Raw genomic sequence first — 21,123 nt, forward strand, 5'->3', positions numbered from 1 at the left:
GGGACGCTGGTCGTCACTCGACGACCGTGACGTCCTTCCAGAACGCGACGTAGCCCGAGTAGTCCTTGCCGACGCGGTCGAACGACGACGGGATCGGCGTCGGGTAGGACCACGCGCGGTCCTGCAGCGCCTGTCCGTCCACGTTCACCGTGAAGTACTGGGTGTCGCCCTTCCACGGGCAGTGGTACTGGGTGGGGCTCTCGGTGAACAGCTCGGACTTCACGCTCGACGGCGGGAAGTACCAGTTGCCCTCGATCTTGATGAGGTCCTCTTCCGGGGCCTCCGCGATCACCGTGTCGCCGACGACTGCCTTCATGCGTTGCTCCTTCGCTCGCTGGTGCCGGACGGCCTGGACGGCGCTCCGGTCCCTGTCCGACCGAACGCTACGCCCGGCCCCGCGATTCCCGCAGGACGACCAGTTCCGGTCCGACGGCGAGCGCCGCGTGCACCGGCTCGCGACCGAGGACGGCCGCGCTCTCGGAGGCCGTGACCAGGTGCTTCACCGCGCGCCGGAGCCCGGTGTACGCCGCGCAGGCCGCGGCGGCCTCCGGTGAGGTGTGGTCGATCCCGACCGCGGCGAGCGCGTCGACGACGGCGCCGGCGGCGAGCAGGTCCTCGACGGCGAAGTCGGGCGCGTCGGGCACGTCGACGGTCTCGCCCGCGGCCTCGGCCGCGTCGTCCAGCGCTCCGGGATGGTGCAGCCCGGCGGCGACGACCGCGACGACGCACCGGTCGCCACGATCGGCCTGGAGGCCCGTCACCCGTTCCGCGATCGCACTCGCGTTGCCGAGGTGGCCGAGCACGACCTCCGGACCGTCCGGCAGCTGGGCGGTCGCGTTCCGCAACGCGCGGCGCTGCGCCGCCGCGTCCGGCGAGCTCGGCAGGACGTCCACCCAGACGACGAGGTGTGCGCCGTGGGCGATGCGTGCCGCACCACCGGTGCCCCACGCGAACCGGACCTGGTACTGCTCCTGGGTGCGTTCTGCCACGTCCGTCACGATAGCCGTCCGAGCGATGCTGTCCCTCTCCACAGGGTGACCGTCCCGCCAGGCTCCGCCATGGTCGACGACCGTAGGATGCTTTTCCATGGAGATCGCCCCCGCGCCCACCCTGACCGGCGACCGTGTGACGCTCGAGCCCCTCGCGCAGGAGCACGCGGAAGACCTGCGGGCAGCGGTGACGGACGGCGATCTGTGGCGCACCTGGTACACCTCGGTCCCCGCGCCGGCCCAGGTCGAGGACGAGATCGACCGGCGCCTCGCCGAGCACGAGGCCGGCCGCATGGTGCCCTTCGCGGTGCGTGATCGTCCGACCGGCCGCGTGGTGGGTTCGACGACCTTCATGAACATCGACGCGGGCAACCGGCACGTCGAGATCGGCAGCACGTTCCTGGCGAAGTCGGCGCAGCGTTCGGGCATCAACACCGAGGCGAAGCTGCTGATGCTGTCCCACGCGTTCGAGGCCTGGCAGTGCATCGCGGTGGAGTTCCGCACGCACTGGCACAACCACCAGTCCCGCGCCGCGATCGCCGGTCTGGGCGCGAAGCAGGACGGCGTGCTGCGGAACCACTCGATCGGTCGCGACGGCACGCTCCGCGACACCGTGGTGTTCTCGATCATCGCCTCGGAGTGGCCGGCGGTCCGGCTGTCCCTGGCCGAGCGGCTCCGGCGGCACGACCGCGCCGAGGGGTCGCGCCGCCGGTCCGCCCGGCACGCCTGACCGTCAGAGCGTGTGACGGACCGTCCGGTCGCCGAGCGGCTGGACCGGACGCGCGTTCTCGACGTGCGCTGCCTCGAGGTCGGCGAGCTGGTCGACGCCGAGCTCGATCGGGTCCTCGAGCACGATCCACCGCACCCCCTCGGTGCAGGGCGGCGTGGTGAGCGAGCCCTCGTAGGTCGCGAAGGAGCGCGTCGCGGGCAGCATCGCCTCGACGTCCACCGTGCTCTCCCGGCCGGCACCCGCCGTCGCCCCGGCGAGGTAGCTCTCGTAGGCGGGGTTGTGCGCGCCCCGCTCGGCGAGGACCCCGACGACGGTCAGGGCTCCGCGGTCGTCGGCGTGCACGAAGTGGAACTCCGCGTCGGCCGGGTCGCCGTCGACGGTGTGCTCCGACCCCGCGTGGAAGTGCATCTGCACCAGGTCGAGGTCCGCGCCGGCGATGGTCGTCGAGGCACCGTCGCCGGCGGTGAACTGCACGGTGTGCCCGTTGTCCGCCGTCAGACCCCGGACGGCGCCCGTGCCCACGAGGTCGAGGTCGGCGCCACCGCGGGCCGCCGGGAGGTCGATCGGGGACTGCTGGTCGCCGGTGCCGCACGTGCCGTACTCGTCGGTGAGACCACCCCAGTGCTGCGGGGCACCCGCCCCCTCGTACGACCACGACGTGCCGGCGTCGTGCGCGTCGGCCTCGGGAGGCGTTCCGGCCGCGCACCCGGCGAGGACGAGGAGGACGGCGGGGGCGGCGAGCAGGGGGAGGCGGGGATGAGTGGATCGCATGCTGTACACACTCACATACTTGTATTTCACATTTGCCGAGAGCGGTCGTCGGCCGCGAGCGTAGGGTCCTGGGCATGCACGTCGGTATCCGGATCGTCCTCGATGCGCCGGTCGACGCCGTGCGCGATGCCCTGCTGTCCCCGTCCGTGATGGTCGCGGTGACGAAGCCGTTCCTGGTCTACCGCTCGCGCAGCCCCGAGGGGTTCCCGGAGCGGTGGGAACCGGGGCACCCGCACCCGATCACCGCGAGTGCGTTCGGCCTCGTGCCGAGCGGCGACACGCACGTCGACCTCGACCTGTACGAGATCGACGGCGTCCCCGTGCAGCGTGACAACGGCGGCGGCACGAGCGGGCTGTTCGGCCGCATGACGATGCGCCACCGGATGGCGGTCGTGCCGGCTCCCGGCGACCGGACGCTGCTCATCGACCGCCTGACCTACCGGATGCGGCCGTGGGCCCTCGGCGCACTGCTGTGGCCGGGGATGTGGGTCATCTGGCAGTGGCGGGCGTACCGGATGCGTGCGCTCGCGCCCACCTGGCGGACGGATGCTGCCTGACCGAGGCGAGTCGGGCCTCCCGTCCACCGCGGAGCGGGCGTAGCCTCGACCACGTGAGCCAGACGCGCCCCCAGGAGCCGACGACCGACGACCGTGTGCGCAGCACGCTGGCGACCGTGGACTGGCGGCGCATGACGTTCGACCTGTACCGCCGTGTCCGCGCGACGCCCGATCCCCAGACGGCGCACGCGCTGTGGCGGGAGACCCGCGACGCGATGTTCGCCGAGCACCCCGCGTCGCCGCTCCTGGACGAGGACGCCCGCGACTTCGAGTCGCTGCCCGTGCCGGACTACGACCCCGCCTGGCGGTTCCAGGTGCGCATCGAACCGGCCGAGCCCGCCGAGTTCGACTACGAGACCGGCACCGACGGCACCGTGCACTTCGACCGCCTCGGCGTCGTGACGGTCCCGGGCGTCGGCACGCTCGACGTCTGGTCGCACGGCGGCTACGCGGGCGGGCTGTTCGTCCCCGTGAAGGACTCCAGTGCCGGCAAGGCCCGCGGCACGTACGGCGGCGGACGCTACCTGCTCGACACGATCAAGGGCTCGGACCTGGGCGGCGACGACGCCGACTCGCTCGTGCTGGACTTCAACTTCGCGTACAACCCGTCGTGCGCGTACGACCCGGCGTGGGCGTGCCCGCTCGCGCCTCCCGGCAACACCGTGCCGGTGCCGATCCCGGTCGGCGAGCAGTACGACTTCTAGGGTGGAACGCATGGCAGGACTGGTCGCACTCGACGCCGGCGGACGCGTGCCGCCCTTCGAGCAGGTCCGCTCGCAGATCGCGGCACAGATCGGCGCGGGGTACCTCGTCGACGGCGAACGGCTGCCGAGCGTGCGGGGGCTGGCCGACGAGCTCGGGCTGGCGGCCGGCACGGTCGCGAAGGCCTACCAGCTGCTCGAGGAGGCCGGGCTCGTGCACACCGCTCGTGGTGCCGGCACCCGGGTGGTGCGGCCGGCCGAGGTGCCCGACGCCGTGGCTGATGCGGCACGCGCGCTGGCAGCCGCTGCCCGCGCGGCGGGTCTGTCGGCGGACCAGGCGGCAACCGCGCTCAAGGACGCCTGGCCCGCGTAGCGCGGGGCTTCGGGGCGTACCTGGTGCTTCCGGGCGTACCTGGTCGGAAGTTCCGGCCCGGTACGCCCGATTCGACTTCCCATCGCGGGCGTTCTGGGAAGGAACCCGCGCTCAGCAGTGCTCGAAGACGTAGGCGTCGTCGGTCGGCGTGACCAGGTCGCGGTCGCGCAGGATCGTCATCGCCGGGCGGCTCTTCAGCTTGCAGACCGAGCCCCACGAGCGCTCGAGGGTGTCCGCGTACTCGATGTCGATGACCCGCTTGCCGTAGGCCTTCGTGTACGCCGAGCACTCCCGGTACTGCACGCACTCCTCGGCGACGACGAAGTCGAACCCGGTCTGCTTCCGGCCGGAGGCCCCGAGCTGCGGCGTGTTCTTCTGCCCGACGGCCAGGCCGTGGCGGTGCCCGGTGTCGACGAGTGACTTCGCCAGCGCGAGGTTGCCGGCGCGCGTGAGCCGCTTCCCGCTCCGGGTCCACGAGTCGAGGTTGTCGAACTCGACCGCGTCGAACCCGCGGTCGCCGCAACGGGCGATCGACTTCGCGAGCACCTTCGTGATGAGCGCGCGCTTCGCCGCCGTCCGGGTGTCGAGGAGCATCTCGTCCGGCCAACCCGGGTCGGACACCGGCTTGCCGGCCCGGTCGCGCAGGATCGCCGACGGGTACGACCCCGTCCACGTGCGGGCGGACTCAGGCTGCGTCTGGAACCCGTTGACGTAGCAGATGTCGTACTTGCCCTTCGCGGGCTTGGCGGTGCTGTCCCGCTCGACGATCGTCACACCGGACGGCGGCGTGTAGGAGCCGCCGAGCTGGTAGTCCGGGCGCCCCGAGGTCGGCAGGTTGCGGTAGCTCGCCGCAGCGCTGGTCGGAGCAGCCTCGGCGCAACCGGCCGTGCCGAGGACGGCCACCAGGGCCATCGCGGTGGTGATCAGGACGGTTCGCGTACGCACCCGGGAATCCTCGCATGCGCACGGCGAACGGACCGGTCCTGGGTTCTGCGGGGTCCACACGCTATGCTGGTGGTACTCGAGACGCCGATCGTCTCGTGCGTCGTACGGACGCCCCGAACTCCCGACCACGTTCCACTGATCCTCTGGTCGATGATCGAGCACCTCCCGAAGGTGCCCAGGCTTCTCTGCTGCGGCGACTGCGCCAGCCACCTCTGTTGGCGCGCATCCCGCCCGCGCGCTGCCTCAGAGCGCGCCCACAGCCGGTCTCATCCGGCTCGAAAGGTCACCATGACCACCAATGACCTCCGTTTCTCCGACCTGGGCGTCCCCGCGCCGATGGTCGCCGTCCTCGCCGACCAGGGCAAGGAGACCGCGTTCCCGATCCAGGAGGACACGCTCCCCGACTCCCTGCAGGGCAAGGACGTCCTCGGCCGTGGCCGCACCGGCTCCGGCAAGACGATCGCGTTCGCGATCCCGCTCGTCGCCCGCCTCGCCGCCAGTGGCCGCAAGCGCCGTGCCGGCCGCCCCCGTGCCCTGGTGCTCGCCCCGACCCGTGAGCTCGCGACCCAGATCGACGTCGCCCTCGCTCCGCTCGCGAAGGCCATGGGCCTGAACACCACGACCATCTTCGGTGGCGTCGGACAGGGCCGTCAGGTCGACGCCCTGCGCGGCGGCGTGGACGTCGTCGTGGCCTGCCCGGGCCGTCTCGCCGACCTCATGCAGCAGGGCCACGTCAACCTCGGTGACATCGAGGTGACCGTCCTCGACGAGGCCGACCACATGGCCGACATGGGCTTCCTGCCCGGCGTGACCAAGATCATGCAGGCGACGCCCGAGCAGGGGCAGCGTCTGCTGTTCTCCGCCACGCTCGACAACGGCGTGGACAAGCTCGTCAAGAAGTTCCTGCACAACCCGGTGATGCACTCCGTCGACGAGGCGAACAGCCCCGTCGAGGCGATGACCCACCACCTGTTCGAGGTCGCCGACGCCGACGCGAAGAAGCACCTCGTGAGCACCCTCGCCTCGGGCAACGGTCGCCGCATCCTCTTCATGCGCACCAAGCACCACGCCAAGCGCCTCGCCAAGCAGCTCAGCAGCCAGGGGATCCCGGCCGTCGACCTGCAGGGCAACCTGTCGCAGGGCGCCCGTGAGCGGAACCTGGCGAAGTTCTCGTCCGGCGAGGCCCTCGTCCTCGTCGCCACCGACGTCGCCGCCCGTGGTGTGCACGTCGACAACGTCGAGCTCGTCGTGCACGTCGACCCGCCCACCGAGCACAAGGCGTACCTGCACCGCTCGGGCCGTACCGCCCGTGCCGGTTCGTCCGGTGACGTGGTCACGGTGACGATGCCCGCCGAGCGTCGCGACGTCGCGCAGATGATGCGTGCCGCCGCGATCAAGGTCACCCCGCAGCAGGTCACCGCGACCTCCCCGGCGGTCACCACGCTCGTCGGTGAGATCGCCCCGATCCGCCACGTCGCCGAGGACCAGCCCGCGCAGCAGCAGCGTCAGCCGAAGCAGCGCTCCGCCGATTCCGCCGGTGACCGTGGTCGTCGTGGTCGCGGCGGCCGTCCGGGAGGCTCGGGTCAGCCCGCGCGTGCCGGCTCGGCTTCCGAGTCCGCCGGTTCGGCCGGGGGCCGTCAGGGCCGTCCGGCTCGTGGCGCACGTTCCGAGGGCACCGGGCGCTCCGCCGCCGCGGGCGCGGGCTCGACGGGTGGTCGCCGTACCGGCGGCAGCCGTCGTGCCGGCAGCGACACCGTGCGCGGTGGGTCCTCTGCCGTCTGGTCCTCGGACGGTGGCTACGCCGCGGGCCGTGGAGCCGGCCAGGAGTCGGGCGGGGGCCGTCGTGGCTCGTCGCGCCGTGCCTCCCGTCCGGCCGGCGCTGCCGACCGCCACTGACCTGTCGACCCGGCCCGCGCTGACCAGCGGGGGACAACCTTGGGGGCGCCTGCGAAGCGGACACCCCCGAGGCGTAGGTTCTCCTTCACCGGATGCCGCGCAAGCGGCTGACGGGGAAACGTCCGCTGTTGGAAGGAGTGCCTATGGCTGGGATCGAAGACATCAAGAACGCCGCTGAGAAGGCGGCAGGCAAGGTCAAGGAGGCCGTCGGGAACGCGACGGACAACGACCACCTCAAGGCTGAGGGCAAGACCGATCAGGTCAAGGCCGACACCAAGCAGGCGGGTACGAACGTCAAGGACGCCGCTTCCGGCGTCGCCGACAGCCTCAAGAGCGACCGCGACACGAAGTAACAAGCCGGTCAAGCACCGCGCTGCGAAGCCCCCGGATCCGATCGGATCCGGGGGCTTCGTCGTGTTCGGGGGGGGGCTCCGTCGTGTTCGGGAACCGAGCCGGTCGCTACATGAGCGCGCCGACCGACGCGAGGCCCGCGCGCAGCAGGGCGCCGCGGCCACCCTCCATGTCGTCGGCGACGCCGTCGGACGCGGCTTCCATCGGGGTCATCCAGGTGAGCTCGAGGGCGTCCTGCCGGGGCTCGCACGTGCCCGTCACCGGGACGACGTAGGCCAGCGAGATCGCGTGCTGCCGCTCGTCGGTGTACACCGAGGCCCCGGGCAGCGGGAAGTACTCGGCCACCGTGAACGGCGTCGGACTCGACGGCAGCTGCGGGAACGCCATCGGGCCGAGGTCCTTCTCGAGGTGACGGAAGAGCGCCGTGCGGATGGACTCGCCGAACATCACGCGACCGGACACCAGGGTGCGGACGATCGAGCCGCTCGGGGCCACGCGCAGCAGCACTCCGACCTCGGTCACGACGCCGAGGCCGTCGGTGCGGACGGGGATCGCCTCGACGTAGCAGATGGGGAGTCGACGACGCGCGTTGGCGAGTTCCTCGTCGGACAGCCAGCCGGAGTCGGGGTCGGGGGTTTGCAACGAGGCCATGCACCGTGTCTACCAGGGACGGCGTCGAGTTCGGCGGAAGGCGCGGGACTTGGGGATGGTTAGCGTTGTCCACATGATCGATGCAGACCTGGTGCAGTGGACCCGTCCCGCGGAAGAACGCGCAGGGACACCGCTGCTCGTGACCATGCACGGGGTGGGGTCGAACGAACGCGACCTGCTCGGACTCGCCCCCGCGCTGCCGGCGGCCTGGACGATGGCGTCACTGCGGGCGCCGATGGCTTGGGGCCAGGGGTTCAGCTGGTACCCGCTCGGGACGCCGGGCTCCCCCGCACTCGAGCCCGTCGACGCCGCCGTCGCCGAGGTGCTCGCGTGGGTCGACTCCGTCGCCGCCGACCACCCGCGGATCGGACTCCTCGGGTTCTCGCAGGGCGGGTCGATGGCGCTGCAGCTGCTGCGCGCACGGCCCGCGGCGTTCGCGTTCGCGGTGTCGCTGTCCGGGTTCGTCGTGCCGGGGGTGACGGACTCGCGCGACGAGGCCGTCGCCGCCGTCCGGCCGCGGGTGTTCCTCGGGCACGGCGACCTCGACCCGGTGATCCCGGCGGAGGCCACCGCGCGGACGCAGGCGTGGGCGGCGGCGAACACCACCGTGACGGACCGGGCCTACGAGGGGCTGCCGCACGCGGTGTCGGCAGCGGAGCTGTCGGACGTCGCGGCGTTCATCGGGGCGTAGGCGCGGGGCGCGCTTGGTGAGGGCGCGGGACGCGCTTGGTGAGCAGAAATGGTCGGGTCCGACGTGCGGACTCGACCTTTTCTGCTCACGATGCGCGGGGGTCAGCCCCGGCGACGACGGACGGGAGGCACGGTGCCAGCTGGCACCGTGCCTCCCGTTCGTGGGTTCCGACGTCAGTCGGCGAGGATCTGCAGCAGGTCCTTGCGGAGCTGGTCGACCTTGGCGGTGGCGGCCTTGGCCTGGTCCTCCGTCGCGGTCGTCCGGTACATCTGCAGGACGCCCATGGTCTTCCGGAGCGCCTCGAAGAACTCGCGCTGCGCGTCCGGGATCCCGGGGGCCGCGTCGAGTGCCGCTGCGATCTCGTCGGCCTTCGCCTCGGCCTCGGCCTTGCCCGCGTCGGTGAGCTCGAAGAGCGTCTTGCGGCCGTCGCCCGACGAGACCACGAGGTCTTCGTCGACGAGCTGCTGGAGCGTCGGGTAAACCGAGCCGGGACTCGGCTTCCAGGCGCCGCCGGTGCGCTCGGCGATGGTCTTGATCACGGCGTAGCCGTTCTGCGGCCCCTCGGCCAGCAGGCCGAGGATCGCGAGGCGGACGTCACCGCGGCGGCGGCGTTCGCGACCGAAGCCGGGTCCGCCGAAGCCACCGAAGCCGGGGCCGAAGCCCATGCCCGGCCCGAAGCCCGGGCCGAAGCCACGGCCGCCTCGGCCGCCGTGCTCGTGGTCACCGCGGTCGCGGCCGGGGAAGCCGGCGCCGTGGTGCTGCCGCGCGCCGCCGAAACGGGGGCCGCGCGGGTGGTGGTTGCTGTCGTTGTCGTTGTGCATGGGGCGCATGGTGCGTCCTTCCTTGTTGCTGAGTCGGCTCGCGATCGGTCTGACTGGTTTCGTCTTCGTCGTATCGCGATGTGTTTACGATAGATCGCTAACTATCGTCTTGTCAAGGAGTATTCCCCGCTCGGCCTGCTGTCGGTGGTGGCGGGCAGGATGGGCGGACCATGACGGACGTCTTCGAGCGCTTCTCCCCCGCGACCGCGGAGTGGTTCCGTGGTGCGTTCGACGCCCCCACTCCGGCACAGGCGGGCGCGTGGGACGCCATCTCGACGGGGCAGCACGCACTCGTCATCGCGCCGACCGGTTCCGGCAAGACCCTGGCCTCGTTCCTGTGGTCGATCGACCGGCTCATCAGCGCGACCGACCGGCCCCCGGCCAAGCAGCGCACGCGGGTCCTGTACGTCTCGCCGCTCAAGGCCCTCGGCGTCGACGTCGAGCGGAACCTGCGCAGCCCGCTCGTCGGCATCACGCAGACGGCCCGGCGGCTCGGCACCGAACCACCAGAGGTCACCGTCGGGGTGCGCAGTGGCGACACCCCGTCGTCGGACCGGCAGAAGCTGCTCCGCCAGCCGCCCGACATCCTCATCACGACGCCCGAGTCGCTGTACCTCATGCTCACCTCGCAGGCGCGCGAGACCCTGGTCAACGTCGACACCGTCATCGTGGACGAGGTGCACGCGGTCGCCTCGACCAAGCGCGGAGCGCACCTGGCCGTCTCGCTCGAGCGGCTCGACGACCTGCTCGACAAGCCGGTGCAGCGCATCGGGCTGTCCGCGACGGTCCGGCCGCCGGAAGAGGTCGCTCGGTTCCTCGGCGGGCGTGCACCGGTGACGATCATCGCCCCGCCGGCGCAGAAGACCTTCGACCTGCGGGTCGTCGTGCCGGTCGACGACATGGCCGAGCTCGGTGCTCCGCCGGTCGGTGCAGACGCGTCCGACGCGCCCGCGAACGGCTCGATCTGGCCGCACGTCGAAGAGCGTGTGGTCGACCTCATCGAGGAGCACCGGTCGACGATCGTGTTCGCGAACTCGCGGCGACTGGCCGAGCGACTCACCGCGCGGCTGAACGAGATCCACGAAGAGCGCGTCATCGCTGCGGCGGCTCCGGCCGCGGTGGGCGATGCGCTGGTGCCGGCGGGTGTCTCGCCGGCCGACGACGGGCTGCCGGTGGCGCGGGGTCGCGCGCAGTCGCCCGCGCGGACCTCGGCACATGCGGTCGCACCCCAGGGCACGAAGCGGCCGCCGGCGCAGATGATCGGCGCGTCCGGGCAGACCGGTGGCGGCGGCTCCGACACTGCAGTGCCCGTGCTCGCCCGCGCCCACCACGGCTCGGTGTCGAAGGACCAGCGCGCCATCATCGAGGACGACCTGAAGTCCGGTCGGCTGCGGTGCGTCGTCGCGACGAGTTCGCTCGAACTCGGGATCGACATGGGCGAGGTCGACCTCGTCGTCCAGGTCGAGGCGCCCCCCTCGGTCGCGAGCGGCCTGCAGCGCGTCGGGCGTGCCGGGCACCAGGTGGGCGAGATCTCCCGCGGGGTGCTGTTCCCGAAGCACCGCGCCGACCTCGTCAACAGTGCGGTCACGGTCGAACGGATGGTCTCGGGGCAGATCGAGTCGATCTCGGTGCCGGCGAACCCCCTCGACGTGCTGGCGCAGCACACCGTCGCCGCGGGAGCGATCGACACCGTCGACGTCGAGCACTGGTTCGACCTGATCCGGCGCAGCGCTCCGTTCAGCGGCCTGCCCCGTTCGGCGTTCGACGCCACGCTCGACCTGGTGACCGGGCGGTACCCGAGCGACGAGTTCGCCGAGCTCCGCCCGCGCCTCGTGTGGGACCGCGTGCACGGCACCCTGACCGGACGCCCGGGGGCCCAGCGGCTCGCGGTGACGAGCGGCGGCACGATCCCGGACCGCGGCATGTTCGGCGTGTTCATGGTCGGCGAGAAGGCCTCCCGGGTCGGCGAGCTCGACGAGGAGATGGTCTACGAGTCCCGCGTCGGCGACGTCTTCGCCCTCGGAGCCACGAGCTGGCGGATCGAGGAGATCACCCACGACCGGGTCATCGTGAGCCCGGCGTTCGGACAGCCCGGTCGGGTGCCGTTCTGGAAGGGCGACGGCATCGGCCGCCCCGCCGAACTCGGTCGCGCGACGGGGGCGTTCGTGCGCGAGGTCGAGGGCGCCTCGGACGACGACGCCCGCGCCCGGGTCGCCGCCGGCGGCCTCGACGAGCGTGCTGTCACGAACCTGCTGACCTTCCTGCGCGACCAGCGGGCGGCCACCGGCCACGTGCCGAACGACACGACGCTCGTGGTCGAACGCTTCCGCGACGAACTCGGCGACTGGCGGCTCATCCTGCACTCGCCGTACGGCATGCAGGTGCACGCGCCGTGGGCCCTGGCGGTCGCGGCGCGGCTGCGTGAACGCCACGGCATCGACGGCGACGCGATGGCCGCTGACGACGGCATCGTGGTGCGCATCCCCGAGACCGACGCCGAACCGCCGGGTGCCGACCTGTTCGTGTTCGAGCGCGACGACCTCGAGGCGCTCGTCACGGACGAGGTCGGTGGCTCGGCGCTGTTCGCCGCGCGGTTCCGCGAGTGTGCGGCGCGCGCCCTGCTGCTGCCCCGTCGGAACCCCGGGCAGCGTTCGCCCCTGTGGCAGCAGCGGCAACGGGCCTCGCAGCTGCTCGAGGTGGCCCGGAAGTACCCGTCGTTCCCGATCGTGCTCGAGACCGTGCGCGAAGTGCTGCAGGACGTCTACGACGTGCCCGCCCTGCTCGGCATCGCCGACGAGATCGCCGGCCGCCGCATCCGCCTGGTCGAGACCGAGACCGAGACGCCGTCCCCGTTCGCACGGTCGATCCTGTTCGGGTACGTCGCCGCGTTCATGTACGAGGGCGACTCCCCGCTCGCCGAGCGCCGGGCCGCGGCACTGTCGCTCGACTCGACCCTGCTCGGCGAGCTGCTCGGTCGTGCCGAACTGCGGGAGCTGCTCGACCCGGCGGTCATCGCCTCGGTGGAACAGGACCTGCAGCGGCTCTCGCCGGACCGCCGCGCCCGCGACGCCGAGGGGCTCGTCGACGTGCTGCGGTTGGTGGGGGCGCTCGACCTGTCCGAGGCCGTCGACCGGAGCTGGCTCGCAGGGGCCCCGGACCGTGGGGCGGCCGACGCCGAGGTCCAGGCGATCCTCACCGCGCTCGAACGCGATCGCCGCGTCCTGTCGTTCTCGCACGCCGGGTCCACCCGCTGGGCCGTCATCGAGGACGCCTCGCGCCTGCGTGACGCCCTCGGGGTCCCGCTGCCGATCGGCGTGCCGACCGCGTTCGTCGAACCCGTCGCCGACCCGCTCGGTGACCTGGTCGGCCGGTACGCCCGGTCGCACGGGCCGTTCTCGGCGCAGGAGGCCGCGGGTCGCCTCGGCCTCGGGGTCGCCGTCGTGCAGGACACCCTGCGCCGTCTGGTCGCCGACCGGCGTGTGGTCGAAGGCGAGTTCCGCCCGGATCGGCAGGGCGCCGAGTGGTGCGACGCCGAGGTCCTGCGCCGGATCCGCACGAAGTCCCTCGCCGCGCTCCGCCACGAGGTCGAGCCGGTGTCGCCGGACACGCTCGCGCGCTTCCTGCCCGCCTGGCAGCACGTGCAGACCCCCGGCACCCGCGGCGGCCTGCGCGGGGTCGACGGGGTCCTGCAGGTGATCGACCAGCTCGCCGGCGTCGCCCTGCCCGCCAGCGCCTGGGAGACCCTGGTGCTGCCCGCGCGGGTGACCGACTACTCCACGAACATGCTCGACGAGCTCACCGCCACCGGCGAGGTCCTGTGGTCCGGCGGCGGGACCCTGCCCGGCAACGACGGGTGGGTGCGCCTGCACCTCGCCGAGACGGCGTCGACGACGCTCGCCGAGCCCTCCGGCGACGAGACCACCGAGCTGCAGCGCGACGTGCTCGGTGCCCTGGCCGGCGGCGGCGCGTACTTCTTCCGCCAGCTCGGGCAGGCCGTCGGCAGCACCGACGACCCGGCCCTGACGACGGCGCTGTGGGACCTCGTCTGGGCCGGGCAGATCACGAACGACACGTTCGCTCCGCTGCGCTCGATGCTCGGCGGCAAGGCGAAGAGCAGCAGCACCCCGCGGGCTCGTGCGTACCGCGGGCGCCGCCGTCCGACGATGCCGACGCAGTCCGGTCCGCCGACCGTCGGTGGCCGCTGGTCCCTGCTCCCCCTGGCCGAGTCCGACTCGACCGTACGGGCCGCCGCGACCGCCGAGCAGCTGCTCGAGCGCTACGGCGTCGTCACCCGCGGGGCCGTCCAGGTCGAGGGGGTCCGAGGTGGGTTCGCGGGCGTGTACCGGGTGCTCTCGCGGTTCGAGGAGTCCGGGCGGGCGCGCCGCGGCTACTTCATCGAGGGCCTCGGGGCCGCACAGTTCGCCACGGGTCCGACCATCGACCGGCTGCGGACCTACGCCCGCGACCTCGACGACGACGAGCGCGTCGACCCGGACCGGAAGTGCGAGGCACTGACCCTGGCTGCGACCGACCCCGCGAACCCGTACGGCGCATCGCTGCCCTGGCCGTCCGACGACCGCGCGGCGGCCGACACGGACGTCACGGGCGCCGACGTCGCTGCTGTCGCTGCGGCTGCGCAGAAGGCCCCGGCACCGGCCACCACCGGCGCACGCGGCCACCGGCCCGGGCGTAAGGCCGGAGCACTCGTCACCACCGTCGACGGCCGGCTCGCGGTGTACGTCGAGCGCGGCGGCAAGTCGGTGTTGACCTTCACCGACGACCCCGCCGACCTGGCCGTCGCAGCGGCGTCGATCGCGGGCATCGTGCGCACCGGACTGCGGAAGCTCGCGGTCGAGCGCGTCGACGGCGAGTTCGTGCTCGGCACCCCGCTCGGCACCGCGCTGGGCGACGCCGGGTTCACCGCCACCCCGCAGGGACTCCGGCTCCGTGCCTGAGGGCGACACCGTCTACCGGGCAGCCCACCGGCTGCACACGGCGCTCGCGGGCAAGGTCCTGACCCGGAGCGACTTCCGGGTGCCCGCGTTCGCGACCGTCGACCTGGTCGGCCGCACCGTCGACGAGGTCGTGCCCCGTGGCAAGCACCTGCTGCACCGGATCGGGGACCTGACCGTGCACTCGCACCTGAAGATGGAGGGGCGGTGGGACGTCTACGCCCCCGGCGAGCGCTGGCGACGCCCGGCGCACCAGGCACGCGCGATCCTCGACACCGAGGACGTCTCGACCGTCGGGTTCACGCTCGGGGTGCTCGAGGTGGTCCCCCGCGACCAGGAGTCCGAGGTCGTCGGGCACCTCGGCCCGGACCTGCTCGGGCCCGACTGGGACGCCGACCTGGCGCTCGAGAACCTGACGCGGGATCCTGCACGCCCGGTCGGACTGGCGCTCCTCGACCAGCGGGTGCTCGCCGGCCTCGGCAACGTCTACCGCAACGAGCTCTGCTTCCTGCGCGGGGTCCTGCCGACCCGCCCGGTGGCCGAGGTGCACGACGCCGGCCGGACGATCTCCCTGGCGAGCCGGCTCATCCTGGCGAACCGGGACCGCAGCCACCGGGTGACGACGGGGATCGACCGCCCGGGGCGTCGGTTCTGGGTCTACGGACGCGCGGGCAAGCCGTGCCTGCGGTGCGGCACCCGGATCCGGCGAGGGGACCTCGGTGACTCGGAACTCACCCTGCGGGACACCTACTGGTGCCCGCGCTGCCAGACCTGAGCCGCGGGCGCAGCGACGAGCACCGGCACGTGCCTGCTCACCGGGTGACGGGGTGCAGGCGCTCGGCGGCGGTCGACCGCACCGCGTCCGTGACCCGCTCGAGCAAGGGTGACGCCAGGTTCCACCGCTGCCACCACAGGGCGACGTCGGCGCGGCGCGTCGGGGTGAGCTCGAGCAGCTCGCCCCGCGCCAGGGCATCGAGGCACTGCGCTTCGGGCAGCATCCCCCACCCGAAGCCGAGCGAGACCGCCCGTGCGAAGTCGGCCGAGGTCGGGACGAAGTGGCGAGGACCGGAGGGCGCGTGGCCGAGCACCCGGCGGAGGTAGCCCTGCTGCAGGTCGTCGTCACGGTCGTAGTCGACGAGGGGCACCAGGTCGAGGCGGCTCAGCATGCGCCGCTCGGTGTCGGCGTCGGACAGGTAGCGGTCGACGAACGCCGGCGATGCCACCGCCCGGTACCGGTCGATGCCGAGCGGTACCGACGAGCAGCCCTGCACGGGATCCGCCTCGGCCGTCACGGCACCCATCACCGTGCCGGCGCGCAGCAGCTCGGCGGTGCGGTCCTGGTCCTCGCGGTGCAGGTCGAAGACCACCTCGGTGTCGACACGGACGAGTGCGAGCGCGTCGAGGAACCACGTGCCGAGGGAGTCGGCGTTGACGGCGAGCGGGATCGACGGCACCGCGGTCCCCGATCCGTCGGCATCGGTCTCGCCGAGTGCGCGGGCGGTCTCGTCGTCGAGCAGCCGCACCTGGCGTGCATGCCGGAGCACGACCGCACCGTCGGCCGTCGGGGTGACCGGGGTCGTCCGTTGCAGCAGGACCCGGCCGACCTGCTGCTCCATCGACTTGATGCGCTGTGAGACCGCCGACGGGGTGATCGCCAAGGCCCGGGCAGCCGCGTCGAGGGTGCCGTGGTCGACGGCGGCCAACAGGGTCTCGAGGTGCTCGCGCTGGAACCGGACCATGCAGTGCAGCTTACGGCGCTGTAGGAACGTGAGCTGGTCTACAGACGAGGGTGCCCCTAGCGTCGTGGACGTGACCGCACTCCTCCCCCTGCTCGCCGGCCTCGGCACCGGACTCGCCCTGATCGTCGCGATCGGTGTGCAGAACACCTACCTGCTCCGGTTGGCGGTCAGCTCGGGGCTGCGGGTGGTGACGGCGGCGGTCGTCGTGTGCGCGGTGTCGGACGCCGTGCTCATCGTCGCCGGGGTGCTCGGCGTCGGGGCAGTGGTCGAGCGGTTCCCGGTGGCGCTCGTCGTCGTGCGGTTCGTCGGGGCCGCGTTCCTCGTGACCTACGGCGTGCTCGCCGCGCGACGGGCACTGCGGCCGTCGCGCGACGCCATTCGCGTGGCCGACGAGGCGGCGGACGACGTGACCATCGCGACTCGCGTCGCCGACGAGGCGTCGGACGACGGCGTGCCGGAGCCGGCCGCGGGCAGTGGACCCGAGCGCCCGGGGACGGTGGTGGCGGGGCGGACGCGCACCGTGCCTCCCGGCCAGGCGGTGACCATGCGCACGGCGGTGGCGACCATGCTCGTCTTCACGTGGGCGAACCCGCACGTGTACCTGGACACGCTGGTGTTCCTCGGGTCCGTCGCGAACCAGCAGGGCCCGGACGACCGCTGGCTCTGGACCGTCGGCGCGGTTGCGGCGAGCTGCCTGTGGTTCGGCGCGCTCGGGTTCGGCGGGCGACTGCTCCGACCGCTGTTCGAGAAGCCGCTGACGTGGCGGGTGTTCGACGGCCTGGTCGCCGTCGTGATGCTGGGCTTCGGCGTCCTGTTGGTCGTCGGCGCGTAGGAGGCCGGAGCCCGCTACTGCTGGCCCTTGCCGACCCGGCTGTTGCGGCGGCTGTAGCCGAAGTAGATCGCGAAGCCGATGACGAGCCAGACGACGAACCGCAGCCAGGTCTCGACCTCGAGGTTCAGCATCAGCCAGAAGCACAGCACCGCCGACAGGATCGGGATCACCGGCGACCACGGCACCCGGAACGAGCGCGGGGCGTCCGGGCGCGACTTGCGGAGCACGATGATGCCGATCGACACCAGCACGAAGGCCGACAGCGTGCCGATGTTGATCATGCCCTCGAGCTTGTCCACCGCCGTGAAGCCGGCGAGCAGCGCGACGACGACACCCGCGACGACCTGCACGCGCACCGGCGTCTGCGTCTTCGGGTTCGTCTTCGAGAACCAGCGCGGCAGCAGACCGTCACGGCTCATCGCGAAGACGATGCGGGACAGACCGAGCAGCAGCACCATGACGACGGTCGTCAGACCGATCAGGGAGCCGATGGCGATGATGCCGGCCGCCCACGGCAACCCGACGATGTCGAAGGCCGAGGCCAGGGACGGTGCGTCCTCCTGCGCGAGGCGCTGGTACGAGACCATGCCGGTGATGACGATGCTGACGCCGACGTAGAGCAGCGTCACGATGCCCAGGCCGATGAAGATGCCGCGGGGCAGCGTCTTCTGCGGGTTCTCGGTCTCCTCCGCGCTGGTCGCGACGACGTCGAACCCGATGAACGCGAAGAACACGAGCGACGCCGCGGCGAGCAGCCCGAAGACGCCGTACTGCGCGGGCTCGGAACCGGTGAACCACGACACGAGCGACTGGGTCCAGACGCTGCCCTCCGCGCCCTTGGCGGGCTCCGACGGCGGGATGAACGGGGTGAAGTTCGCGGCCTTGACGAAGAACGCGCCGGCGACGATGACGAACACCACGATGGCGACCTTGATGATCGTGATGACCGCCGAGACCCGCGACGACAGGCGGGTGCCGAAGGCGAGCAGCACCGTGAAGATGCCGACGATCAGGACCGGGCCCCAGGTGAACGGGATCGGGCCGAGCTGGATCGTGCTCGGCAGGGTCACACCGAACACGTCGAACGCGGTGCTGAGGTAGATGCCCCAGTACTTCGCGATGACGGCGCTCGCGGTGAGGGTCTCGAGGATGAGGTCCCAGCCGACGATCCAGGCGAGCAGCTCGCCCATCGTGGCGTACGTGAACGTGTACGCGGAGCCGGCGACGGGGATCGTCGAGGCGAACTCGGCGTAGCACATGATCGCCAGGCCACACGTGACCGCGGCGAGCAGGAACGAGATGATGACGCCGGGCCCGGCGAAGTTCGCGGCGGCGTTCGCGCCGACCGAGAAGATGCCGGCGCCGACGGCGACCGCGATGCCCATCGCGGCGATGTCGAACGTCTTCAGGGAGCGTTTCAGGGACCGGCCCTGCTCCTCGGAGTCGGCCAGTGAGGCCTCGATCGACTTGATGCGGAGCTTCGTTGCCATGGGGTGGATCCCGTCATCGACTGGGCGGCGGACCCCGTGACATTACTGGTGTACCACCCCGACACGCAAACAGCGGAGCCACTGGGCGCATGGGAACCAGGTTCCGGACGCGGAACCAGGGAACGGCGCGGTGCAGTGTCCGGAACCAGGTTCCGTGGGCAGGGCGGGTCGACCGGGAGGCCCGGCTCGGCTCAGGCGGATCGGCGCCAGTCCGCCAGGAACCGCGCTCCGGCCTCGTCGTGGATCACCCCGTCGGGTGCGGTGAGCACCGGGTACGGCGTCGCCGGCACGCCGTCCGAGGGACGGACGTCGACGTGCGCGACCTCGTGACCGTTCGCGTGCAGCCAGTCCGCCATCGCGTAGTCGCTGCGCGAGTCACCCATCGTGCGCCAGGCCGTCGGCAGCTCGCCGTCCTGCGCCAGGAGCTCGAGCGACCGCTCGGCGCCCATGTCCTTGCCGCTGCGGTCGGACTCGACGTCGGTCGAGATGATCGTCGGGTCGATCCGCCACTGCACGGCGCCGTCGGCGTCGGGTCGGACGTCGTCGAGACGGCGCACGCCCAGGCCGCGACGCTCGAGGGCCGCCATCGCCTTCGCGTCGAACTCGGGCTGCCGGGCCAGGTACGTGGCGTTCGGCACCTCCACCCGCTGCTCGATCGACACCATGGCGCGCTTCGTCTCGTCGAAGAACACCAGGTCGGCGTACTCGGTGCGGACGAGCTCGCGCATCTCGTCGGCGTAGTCGCGCGGGAGCGCCAGGTCGTCGGCGACGGTGAGCTCGCTCATCCCGCCCTCGTACTGCGGGCCGATCGAGCACCAGACGGCGCCCTTCTCGCAGACGGCGTGCACGCGGCCACCCTCGGCGAGACCACCGGCGAGCAACGGACCGACCACCTCGCTCCGGATGAAGGCGTCGCTCCGGCCGGTGTTGAAGACGACGGGGATGCCCTCGGCGGCGAGGGCGACGAGGTCCTCAATGATGCTCGGGATCGCGATGGTGCGGGAGACGGGGCTGGCGATGGGCCCGTCGACGTCGAGCAGGAGTCCGAGACGAGGTGCGTTCACGGCACCATCTTCGCAGGAGTGCTGAACTCCCCAGCACGAGCTGGGTTCACCACGCCATCCTCTCGCAGTCAGCTGCTCGGTGAGACGACCCGGACCAGGAACCCGTCGAGCACTGCGCCGATCGCGGCCGGTTCGGGCACGTGACCCTGCCCGGGGACCTCGACGTAGCCCGAGCCCGGCACGGCCTCGACGACCGCTCGGGCCGCCTGCCGCATCCACTCGTGGCCGTCGCTGCCCGCGGCGACGAGCACCGGGACACCGACCGCTGCTGCCACCCGCTCCGGGATCGCCAGGCCGTTGAGCACCCGCACGTCGCGGCTGAGCACGTGGGCGTCGACGACGAGCGACCGCCAGAGCGCACCCTTCAGCCGCAGCGCCGAGATCTGCCCCATCGGCACCCCCAGGACGTGCGCGAGGAACGCCCGGACCGCTTGGGCGCGACGGCCGGCGGCGACGTGTTCGTCGAGCAGGTCGGCGAAGACGACGTCGTCGGCGTGCGGGTCGACCGTCGCTCGGTACGGCGGCTCCCACAGCACGGCGGCCCCGAGCGCGACGCCGGCGGCGAGGCCCCGGAGGACCACCCCCGCGCCGACGCAGAGGCCGAGCGCGGCGACGGGTCCGTCCACACTCGCGACGACGGCCGCGAGGTCCTCGACCTCGCGTTCGATCGTCCACGGGGTGGTGTCGCCGCTCGCACCGCGGCCCCGCCGGTCGTACGTGATGACCCGGTAGCGGTCCTGCAGGCCGCCGGTCAGGTGCTCGACGGTGGGGGTGCCGTGGTGGTCGAAGGCGCCACCGACCACGACGAGCGCCGGACCGGTCCCCGCGTCGGACACGGCGATCACCGTGCCGTCGGCGGAGACGACCGTGCGGTCGACGTGCTGGTCCATTGGGGGCCTTCCGAGGGTGGTTCGACGGCGCTGCGTCGGGTCCTCGGGAGGGACCGGGCGGGTCGGTCCTCGAAGCATGGCATCGGAGCGCTCCCACGTCACCACCCGCAACCAGGGGGAGACGACCGATCCGGGTCCGGGTCCGGCTCCGCTCAGCGGTCGCGGTAGATCGCTCGGCGGTGGCCGGCATCGACGACGATCACGATGAGTCGGCCGTCGTCGATCTCGTAGATCAGACGGTAGTCACCTGATCGCACCCGCCAACCGGGTCGGTTCACGAGCTTCCGAGCTGCCGGGGGCCGCGGGTGGTCGGCGAGGATCGCGAGGAGTCCCTCGATCCGCCGACGACCGTCGGGCGGGAGCTTGCGGATGACACGTTGCGCGGACGGGATGACCTCGACCGACCAGGTCATCCGAGTCCGAGTTCGCGCTTGAGATCGTCCCACTGCACGTTCTCGCCGCCGATGCGCTTGTTCTCCGCGATGGCAGCGTCGTACGCGACCAGGTCGTCGAGGTCCTCGGCCGCCTCGAGCAGGCGGTCCAGGACATCCGCGTCCACCACCGCCGCGACGCGCTTGTTGCGCCGAGTCAGGTAGACGGGTTCGTGCCGGGCGTCGTCGATGATCGACGCCAGGCGGCCACGCGCTTCAGAGATCGACACTTCGCTCATTTGTACATTC

22 protein-coding genes are annotated in these 21,123 nt (G+C 72.1%); 10 read left to right on the forward strand and 12 right to left on the reverse strand.

Annotated elements, in window-relative coordinates:
* Positions 1–13: 13 nt before the first annotated feature.
* Both HQQ88_RS06280 and HQQ88_RS06285 read right to left on the reverse strand, forming a co-directional pair.
* Positions 14–316 carry a DUF427 domain-containing protein gene (locus HQQ88_RS06280; protein WP_111083501.1) on the reverse strand — a complete coding sequence of 101 codons (303 nt, stop codon included), beginning with the start codon at positions 314–316 and terminating at the stop codon, positions 14–16.
* Positions 317–383: 67 nt separating this feature from the next.
* Positions 384–989, reverse strand: a complete 606-nt coding sequence (locus HQQ88_RS06285; RefSeq protein ID WP_216834250.1) for a hypothetical protein — start codon at positions 987–989, stop codon at positions 384–386.
* 97 nt (positions 990–1,086) lie between these two features.
* On the opposite strand from HQQ88_RS06285, the gene HQQ88_RS06290 reads away from it, so the two are divergent.
* Complete coding sequence (locus HQQ88_RS06290) at positions 1,087–1,719, forward strand: GNAT family N-acetyltransferase (RefSeq protein ID WP_123339447.1); 633 nt, start codon at positions 1,087–1,089, stop codon at positions 1,717–1,719.
* A 3-nt stretch (positions 1,720–1,722) separates the two neighbouring features.
* Here the strand turns inward: HQQ88_RS06290 and HQQ88_RS06295 are convergent, their stop codons facing one another.
* On the reverse strand, positions 1,723–2,490 hold the full coding sequence (locus HQQ88_RS06295) for a carbonic anhydrase family protein (protein ID WP_173168951.1): 768 nt from the start codon (positions 2,488–2,490) through the stop codon (positions 1,723–1,725).
* A gap of 74 nt (positions 2,491–2,564) precedes the next feature.
* Here HQQ88_RS06295 and HQQ88_RS06300 point away from each other — a divergent pair, with 74 nt between their 5' ends.
* The 3 genes from HQQ88_RS06300 to HQQ88_RS06310 all read left to right on the forward strand — a co-directional run bounded on the left by HQQ88_RS06300 (position 2,565) and on the right by HQQ88_RS06310 (position 4,121).
* Positions 2,565–3,047, forward strand: a complete 483-nt coding sequence (locus HQQ88_RS06300; RefSeq protein WP_173168952.1) for a hypothetical protein — start codon at positions 2,565–2,567, stop codon at positions 3,045–3,047.
* 131 nt (positions 3,048–3,178) lie between these two features.
* Positions 3,179–3,751: a DUF1684 domain-containing protein gene (locus HQQ88_RS06305; protein WP_123293403.1), complete on the forward strand. Its 573-nt coding sequence runs from the start codon at positions 3,179–3,181 to the stop codon at positions 3,749–3,751.
* Positions 3,752–3,761: 10 nt separating this feature from the next.
* Entirely contained in the window at positions 3,762–4,121 is a 360-nt protein-coding gene (locus HQQ88_RS06310) for a GntR family transcriptional regulator (protein WP_165901018.1), read from the forward strand.
* Between the two features lie 111 nt (positions 4,122–4,232).
* Here the strand turns inward: HQQ88_RS06310 and HQQ88_RS06315 are convergent, their stop codons facing one another.
* Positions 4,233–5,066 carry an endo alpha-1,4 polygalactosaminidase gene (locus HQQ88_RS06315; RefSeq protein WP_123293090.1) on the reverse strand — a complete coding sequence of 278 codons (834 nt, stop codon included), beginning with the start codon at positions 5,064–5,066 and terminating at the stop codon, positions 4,233–4,235.
* A 288-nt stretch (positions 5,067–5,354) separates the two neighbouring features.
* Between HQQ88_RS06315 and HQQ88_RS06320 the strand changes: the two genes are divergently transcribed.
* Both HQQ88_RS06320 and HQQ88_RS06325 read left to right on the forward strand, forming a co-directional pair.
* The gene (locus tag HQQ88_RS06320; protein WP_131845925.1) at positions 5,355–6,962 is read left to right on the forward strand and encodes a DEAD/DEAH box helicase; all 1,608 of its coding nucleotides are present in this window, start codon (positions 5,355–5,357) and stop codon (positions 6,960–6,962) included.
* Positions 6,963–7,105: 143 nt separating this feature from the next.
* Positions 7,106–7,315 (forward strand): CsbD family protein, encoded by a 210-nt coding sequence (locus tag HQQ88_RS06325; protein ID WP_111083508.1) that lies wholly within the window; start codon positions 7,106–7,108, stop codon positions 7,313–7,315.
* Between the two features lie 106 nt (positions 7,316–7,421).
* Here the strand turns inward: HQQ88_RS06325 and HQQ88_RS06330 are convergent, their stop codons facing one another.
* Positions 7,422–7,964: an NUDIX hydrolase family protein gene (locus HQQ88_RS06330; RefSeq protein WP_111083509.1), complete on the reverse strand. Its 543-nt coding sequence runs from the start codon at positions 7,962–7,964 to the stop codon at positions 7,422–7,424.
* A gap of 73 nt (positions 7,965–8,037) precedes the next feature.
* Here HQQ88_RS06330 and HQQ88_RS06335 point away from each other — a divergent pair, with 73 nt between their 5' ends.
* On the forward strand, positions 8,038–8,655 hold the full coding sequence (locus tag HQQ88_RS06335; protein WP_123293086.1) for an alpha/beta hydrolase: 618 nt from the start codon (positions 8,038–8,040) through the stop codon (positions 8,653–8,655).
* Positions 8,656–8,828: 173 nt separating this feature from the next.
* On the opposite strand, the gene HQQ88_RS06340 is transcribed toward HQQ88_RS06335, so the two are convergent.
* Positions 8,829–9,476 (reverse strand): PadR family transcriptional regulator, encoded by a 648-nt coding sequence (locus HQQ88_RS06340; protein WP_235035855.1) that lies wholly within the window; start codon positions 9,474–9,476, stop codon positions 8,829–8,831.
* Between the two features lie 170 nt (positions 9,477–9,646).
* Here HQQ88_RS06340 and HQQ88_RS06345 point away from each other — a divergent pair, with 170 nt between their 5' ends.
* Both HQQ88_RS06345 and HQQ88_RS06350 read left to right on the forward strand, forming a co-directional pair.
* Positions 9,647–14,431, forward strand: a complete 4,785-nt coding sequence (locus HQQ88_RS06345) for a DEAD/DEAH box helicase (protein ID WP_173168953.1) — start codon at positions 9,647–9,649, stop codon at positions 14,429–14,431.
* Entirely contained in the window at positions 14,424–15,203 is a 780-nt protein-coding gene (locus HQQ88_RS06350; RefSeq protein WP_123936990.1) for an Fpg/Nei family DNA glycosylase, read from the forward strand. The genes HQQ88_RS06345 and HQQ88_RS06350 overlap by 8 nt, the downstream gene beginning before the upstream one ends.
* A gap of 37 nt (positions 15,204–15,240) precedes the next feature.
* Here the strand turns inward: HQQ88_RS06350 and HQQ88_RS06355 are convergent, their stop codons facing one another.
* A complete protein-coding gene (locus HQQ88_RS06355) occupies positions 15,241–16,167 on the reverse strand; it encodes a LysR family transcriptional regulator ArgP (RefSeq protein ID WP_173168954.1) in 927 nt (308 codons plus the stop codon).
* Between the two features lie 70 nt (positions 16,168–16,237).
* Here HQQ88_RS06355 and HQQ88_RS06360 point away from each other — a divergent pair, with 70 nt between their 5' ends.
* Entirely contained in the window at positions 16,238–16,999 is a 762-nt protein-coding gene (locus HQQ88_RS06360) for a LysE/ArgO family amino acid transporter (RefSeq protein WP_367916986.1), read from the forward strand.
* 14 nt (positions 17,000–17,013) lie between these two features.
* Here the strand turns inward: HQQ88_RS06360 and HQQ88_RS06365 are convergent, their stop codons facing one another.
* From HQQ88_RS06365 to HQQ88_RS06385, 5 genes are all read right to left on the reverse strand, one after another.
* Positions 17,014–18,489: an amino acid permease gene (locus tag HQQ88_RS06365; RefSeq protein WP_123293079.1), complete on the reverse strand. Its 1,476-nt coding sequence runs from the start codon at positions 18,487–18,489 to the stop codon at positions 17,014–17,016.
* A gap of 191 nt (positions 18,490–18,680) precedes the next feature.
* Positions 18,681–19,553, reverse strand: coding sequence for a hypothetical protein (locus tag HQQ88_RS06370; RefSeq protein WP_131845918.1), 873 nt, complete (start codon positions 19,551–19,553; stop codon positions 18,681–18,683).
* Positions 19,554–19,621: 68 nt separating this feature from the next.
* Positions 19,622–20,443 (reverse strand): alpha/beta fold hydrolase, encoded by an 822-nt coding sequence (locus tag HQQ88_RS06375; RefSeq protein WP_173168956.1) that lies wholly within the window; start codon positions 20,441–20,443, stop codon positions 19,622–19,624.
* A gap of 152 nt (positions 20,444–20,595) precedes the next feature.
* A complete protein-coding gene (locus tag HQQ88_RS06380; RefSeq protein WP_123293075.1) occupies positions 20,596–20,856 on the reverse strand; it encodes a type II toxin-antitoxin system RelE/ParE family toxin in 261 nt (86 codons plus the stop codon).
* Positions 20,853–21,113, reverse strand: coding sequence for a type II toxin-antitoxin system Phd/YefM family antitoxin (locus HQQ88_RS06385; RefSeq protein ID WP_123293073.1), 261 nt, complete (start codon positions 21,111–21,113; stop codon positions 20,853–20,855). The genes HQQ88_RS06380 and HQQ88_RS06385 overlap by 4 nt, the downstream gene beginning before the upstream one ends.
* Positions 21,114–21,123 lie beyond the last annotated feature (10 nt).

It is taken from the genome of Curtobacterium sp. VKM Ac-2861 (assembly GCF_013204965.1).
Classification (GTDB): Bacteria; Actinomycetota; Actinomycetes; order Actinomycetales; family Microbacteriaceae; genus Curtobacterium.

Coding starts and splice junctions, on each gene's coding strand:
- HQQ88_RS06280 (WP_111083501.1), bottom strand. CDS start 316: ATGAAGGCAGTCGTCGGCGACACGGTGATCGCGGAGGCCCCGGAAGAG.
- HQQ88_RS06290 (WP_123339447.1), top strand. CDS start 1,087: ATGGAGATCGCCCCCGCGCCCACCCTGACCGGCGACCGTGTGACGCTC.
- HQQ88_RS06295 (WP_173168951.1), bottom strand. CDS start 2,490: ATGCGATCCACTCATCCCCGCCTCCCCCTGCTCGCCGCCCCCGCCGTC.
- HQQ88_RS06300 (WP_173168952.1), top strand. CDS start 2,565: ATGCACGTCGGTATCCGGATCGTCCTCGATGCGCCGGTCGACGCCGTG.
- HQQ88_RS06305 (WP_123293403.1), top strand. CDS start 3,179: ATGACGTTCGACCTGTACCGCCGTGTCCGCGCGACGCCCGATCCCCAG.
- HQQ88_RS06310 (WP_165901018.1), top strand. CDS start 3,762: ATGGCAGGACTGGTCGCACTCGACGCCGGCGGACGCGTGCCGCCCTTC.
- HQQ88_RS06320 (WP_131845925.1), top strand. CDS start 5,355: ATGACCACCAATGACCTCCGTTTCTCCGACCTGGGCGTCCCCGCGCCG.
- HQQ88_RS06325 (WP_111083508.1), top strand. CDS start 7,106: ATGGCTGGGATCGAAGACATCAAGAACGCCGCTGAGAAGGCGGCAGGC.
- HQQ88_RS06330 (WP_111083509.1), bottom strand. CDS start 7,964: ATGGCCTCGTTGCAAACCCCCGACCCCGACTCCGGCTGGCTGTCCGAC.
- HQQ88_RS06335 (WP_123293086.1), top strand. CDS start 8,038: ATGATCGATGCAGACCTGGTGCAGTGGACCCGTCCCGCGGAAGAACGC.
- HQQ88_RS06340 (WP_235035855.1), bottom strand. CDS start 9,476: ATGCACAACGACAACGACAGCAACCACCACCCGCGCGGCCCCCGTTTC.
- HQQ88_RS06345 (WP_173168953.1), top strand. CDS start 9,647: ATGACGGACGTCTTCGAGCGCTTCTCCCCCGCGACCGCGGAGTGGTTC.
- HQQ88_RS06355 (WP_173168954.1), bottom strand. CDS start 16,167: ATGGTCCGGTTCCAGCGCGAGCACCTCGAGACCCTGTTGGCCGCCGTC.
- HQQ88_RS06365 (WP_123293079.1), bottom strand. CDS start 18,489: ATGGCAACGAAGCTCCGCATCAAGTCGATCGAGGCCTCACTGGCCGAC.
- HQQ88_RS06375 (WP_173168956.1), bottom strand. CDS start 20,443: ATGGACCAGCACGTCGACCGCACGGTCGTCTCCGCCGACGGCACGGTG.
- HQQ88_RS06380 (WP_123293075.1), bottom strand. CDS start 20,856: ATGACCTGGTCGGTCGAGGTCATCCCGTCCGCGCAACGTGTCATCCGC.
- HQQ88_RS06385 (WP_123293073.1), bottom strand. CDS start 21,113: ATGAGCGAAGTGTCGATCTCTGAAGCGCGTGGCCGCCTGGCGTCGATC.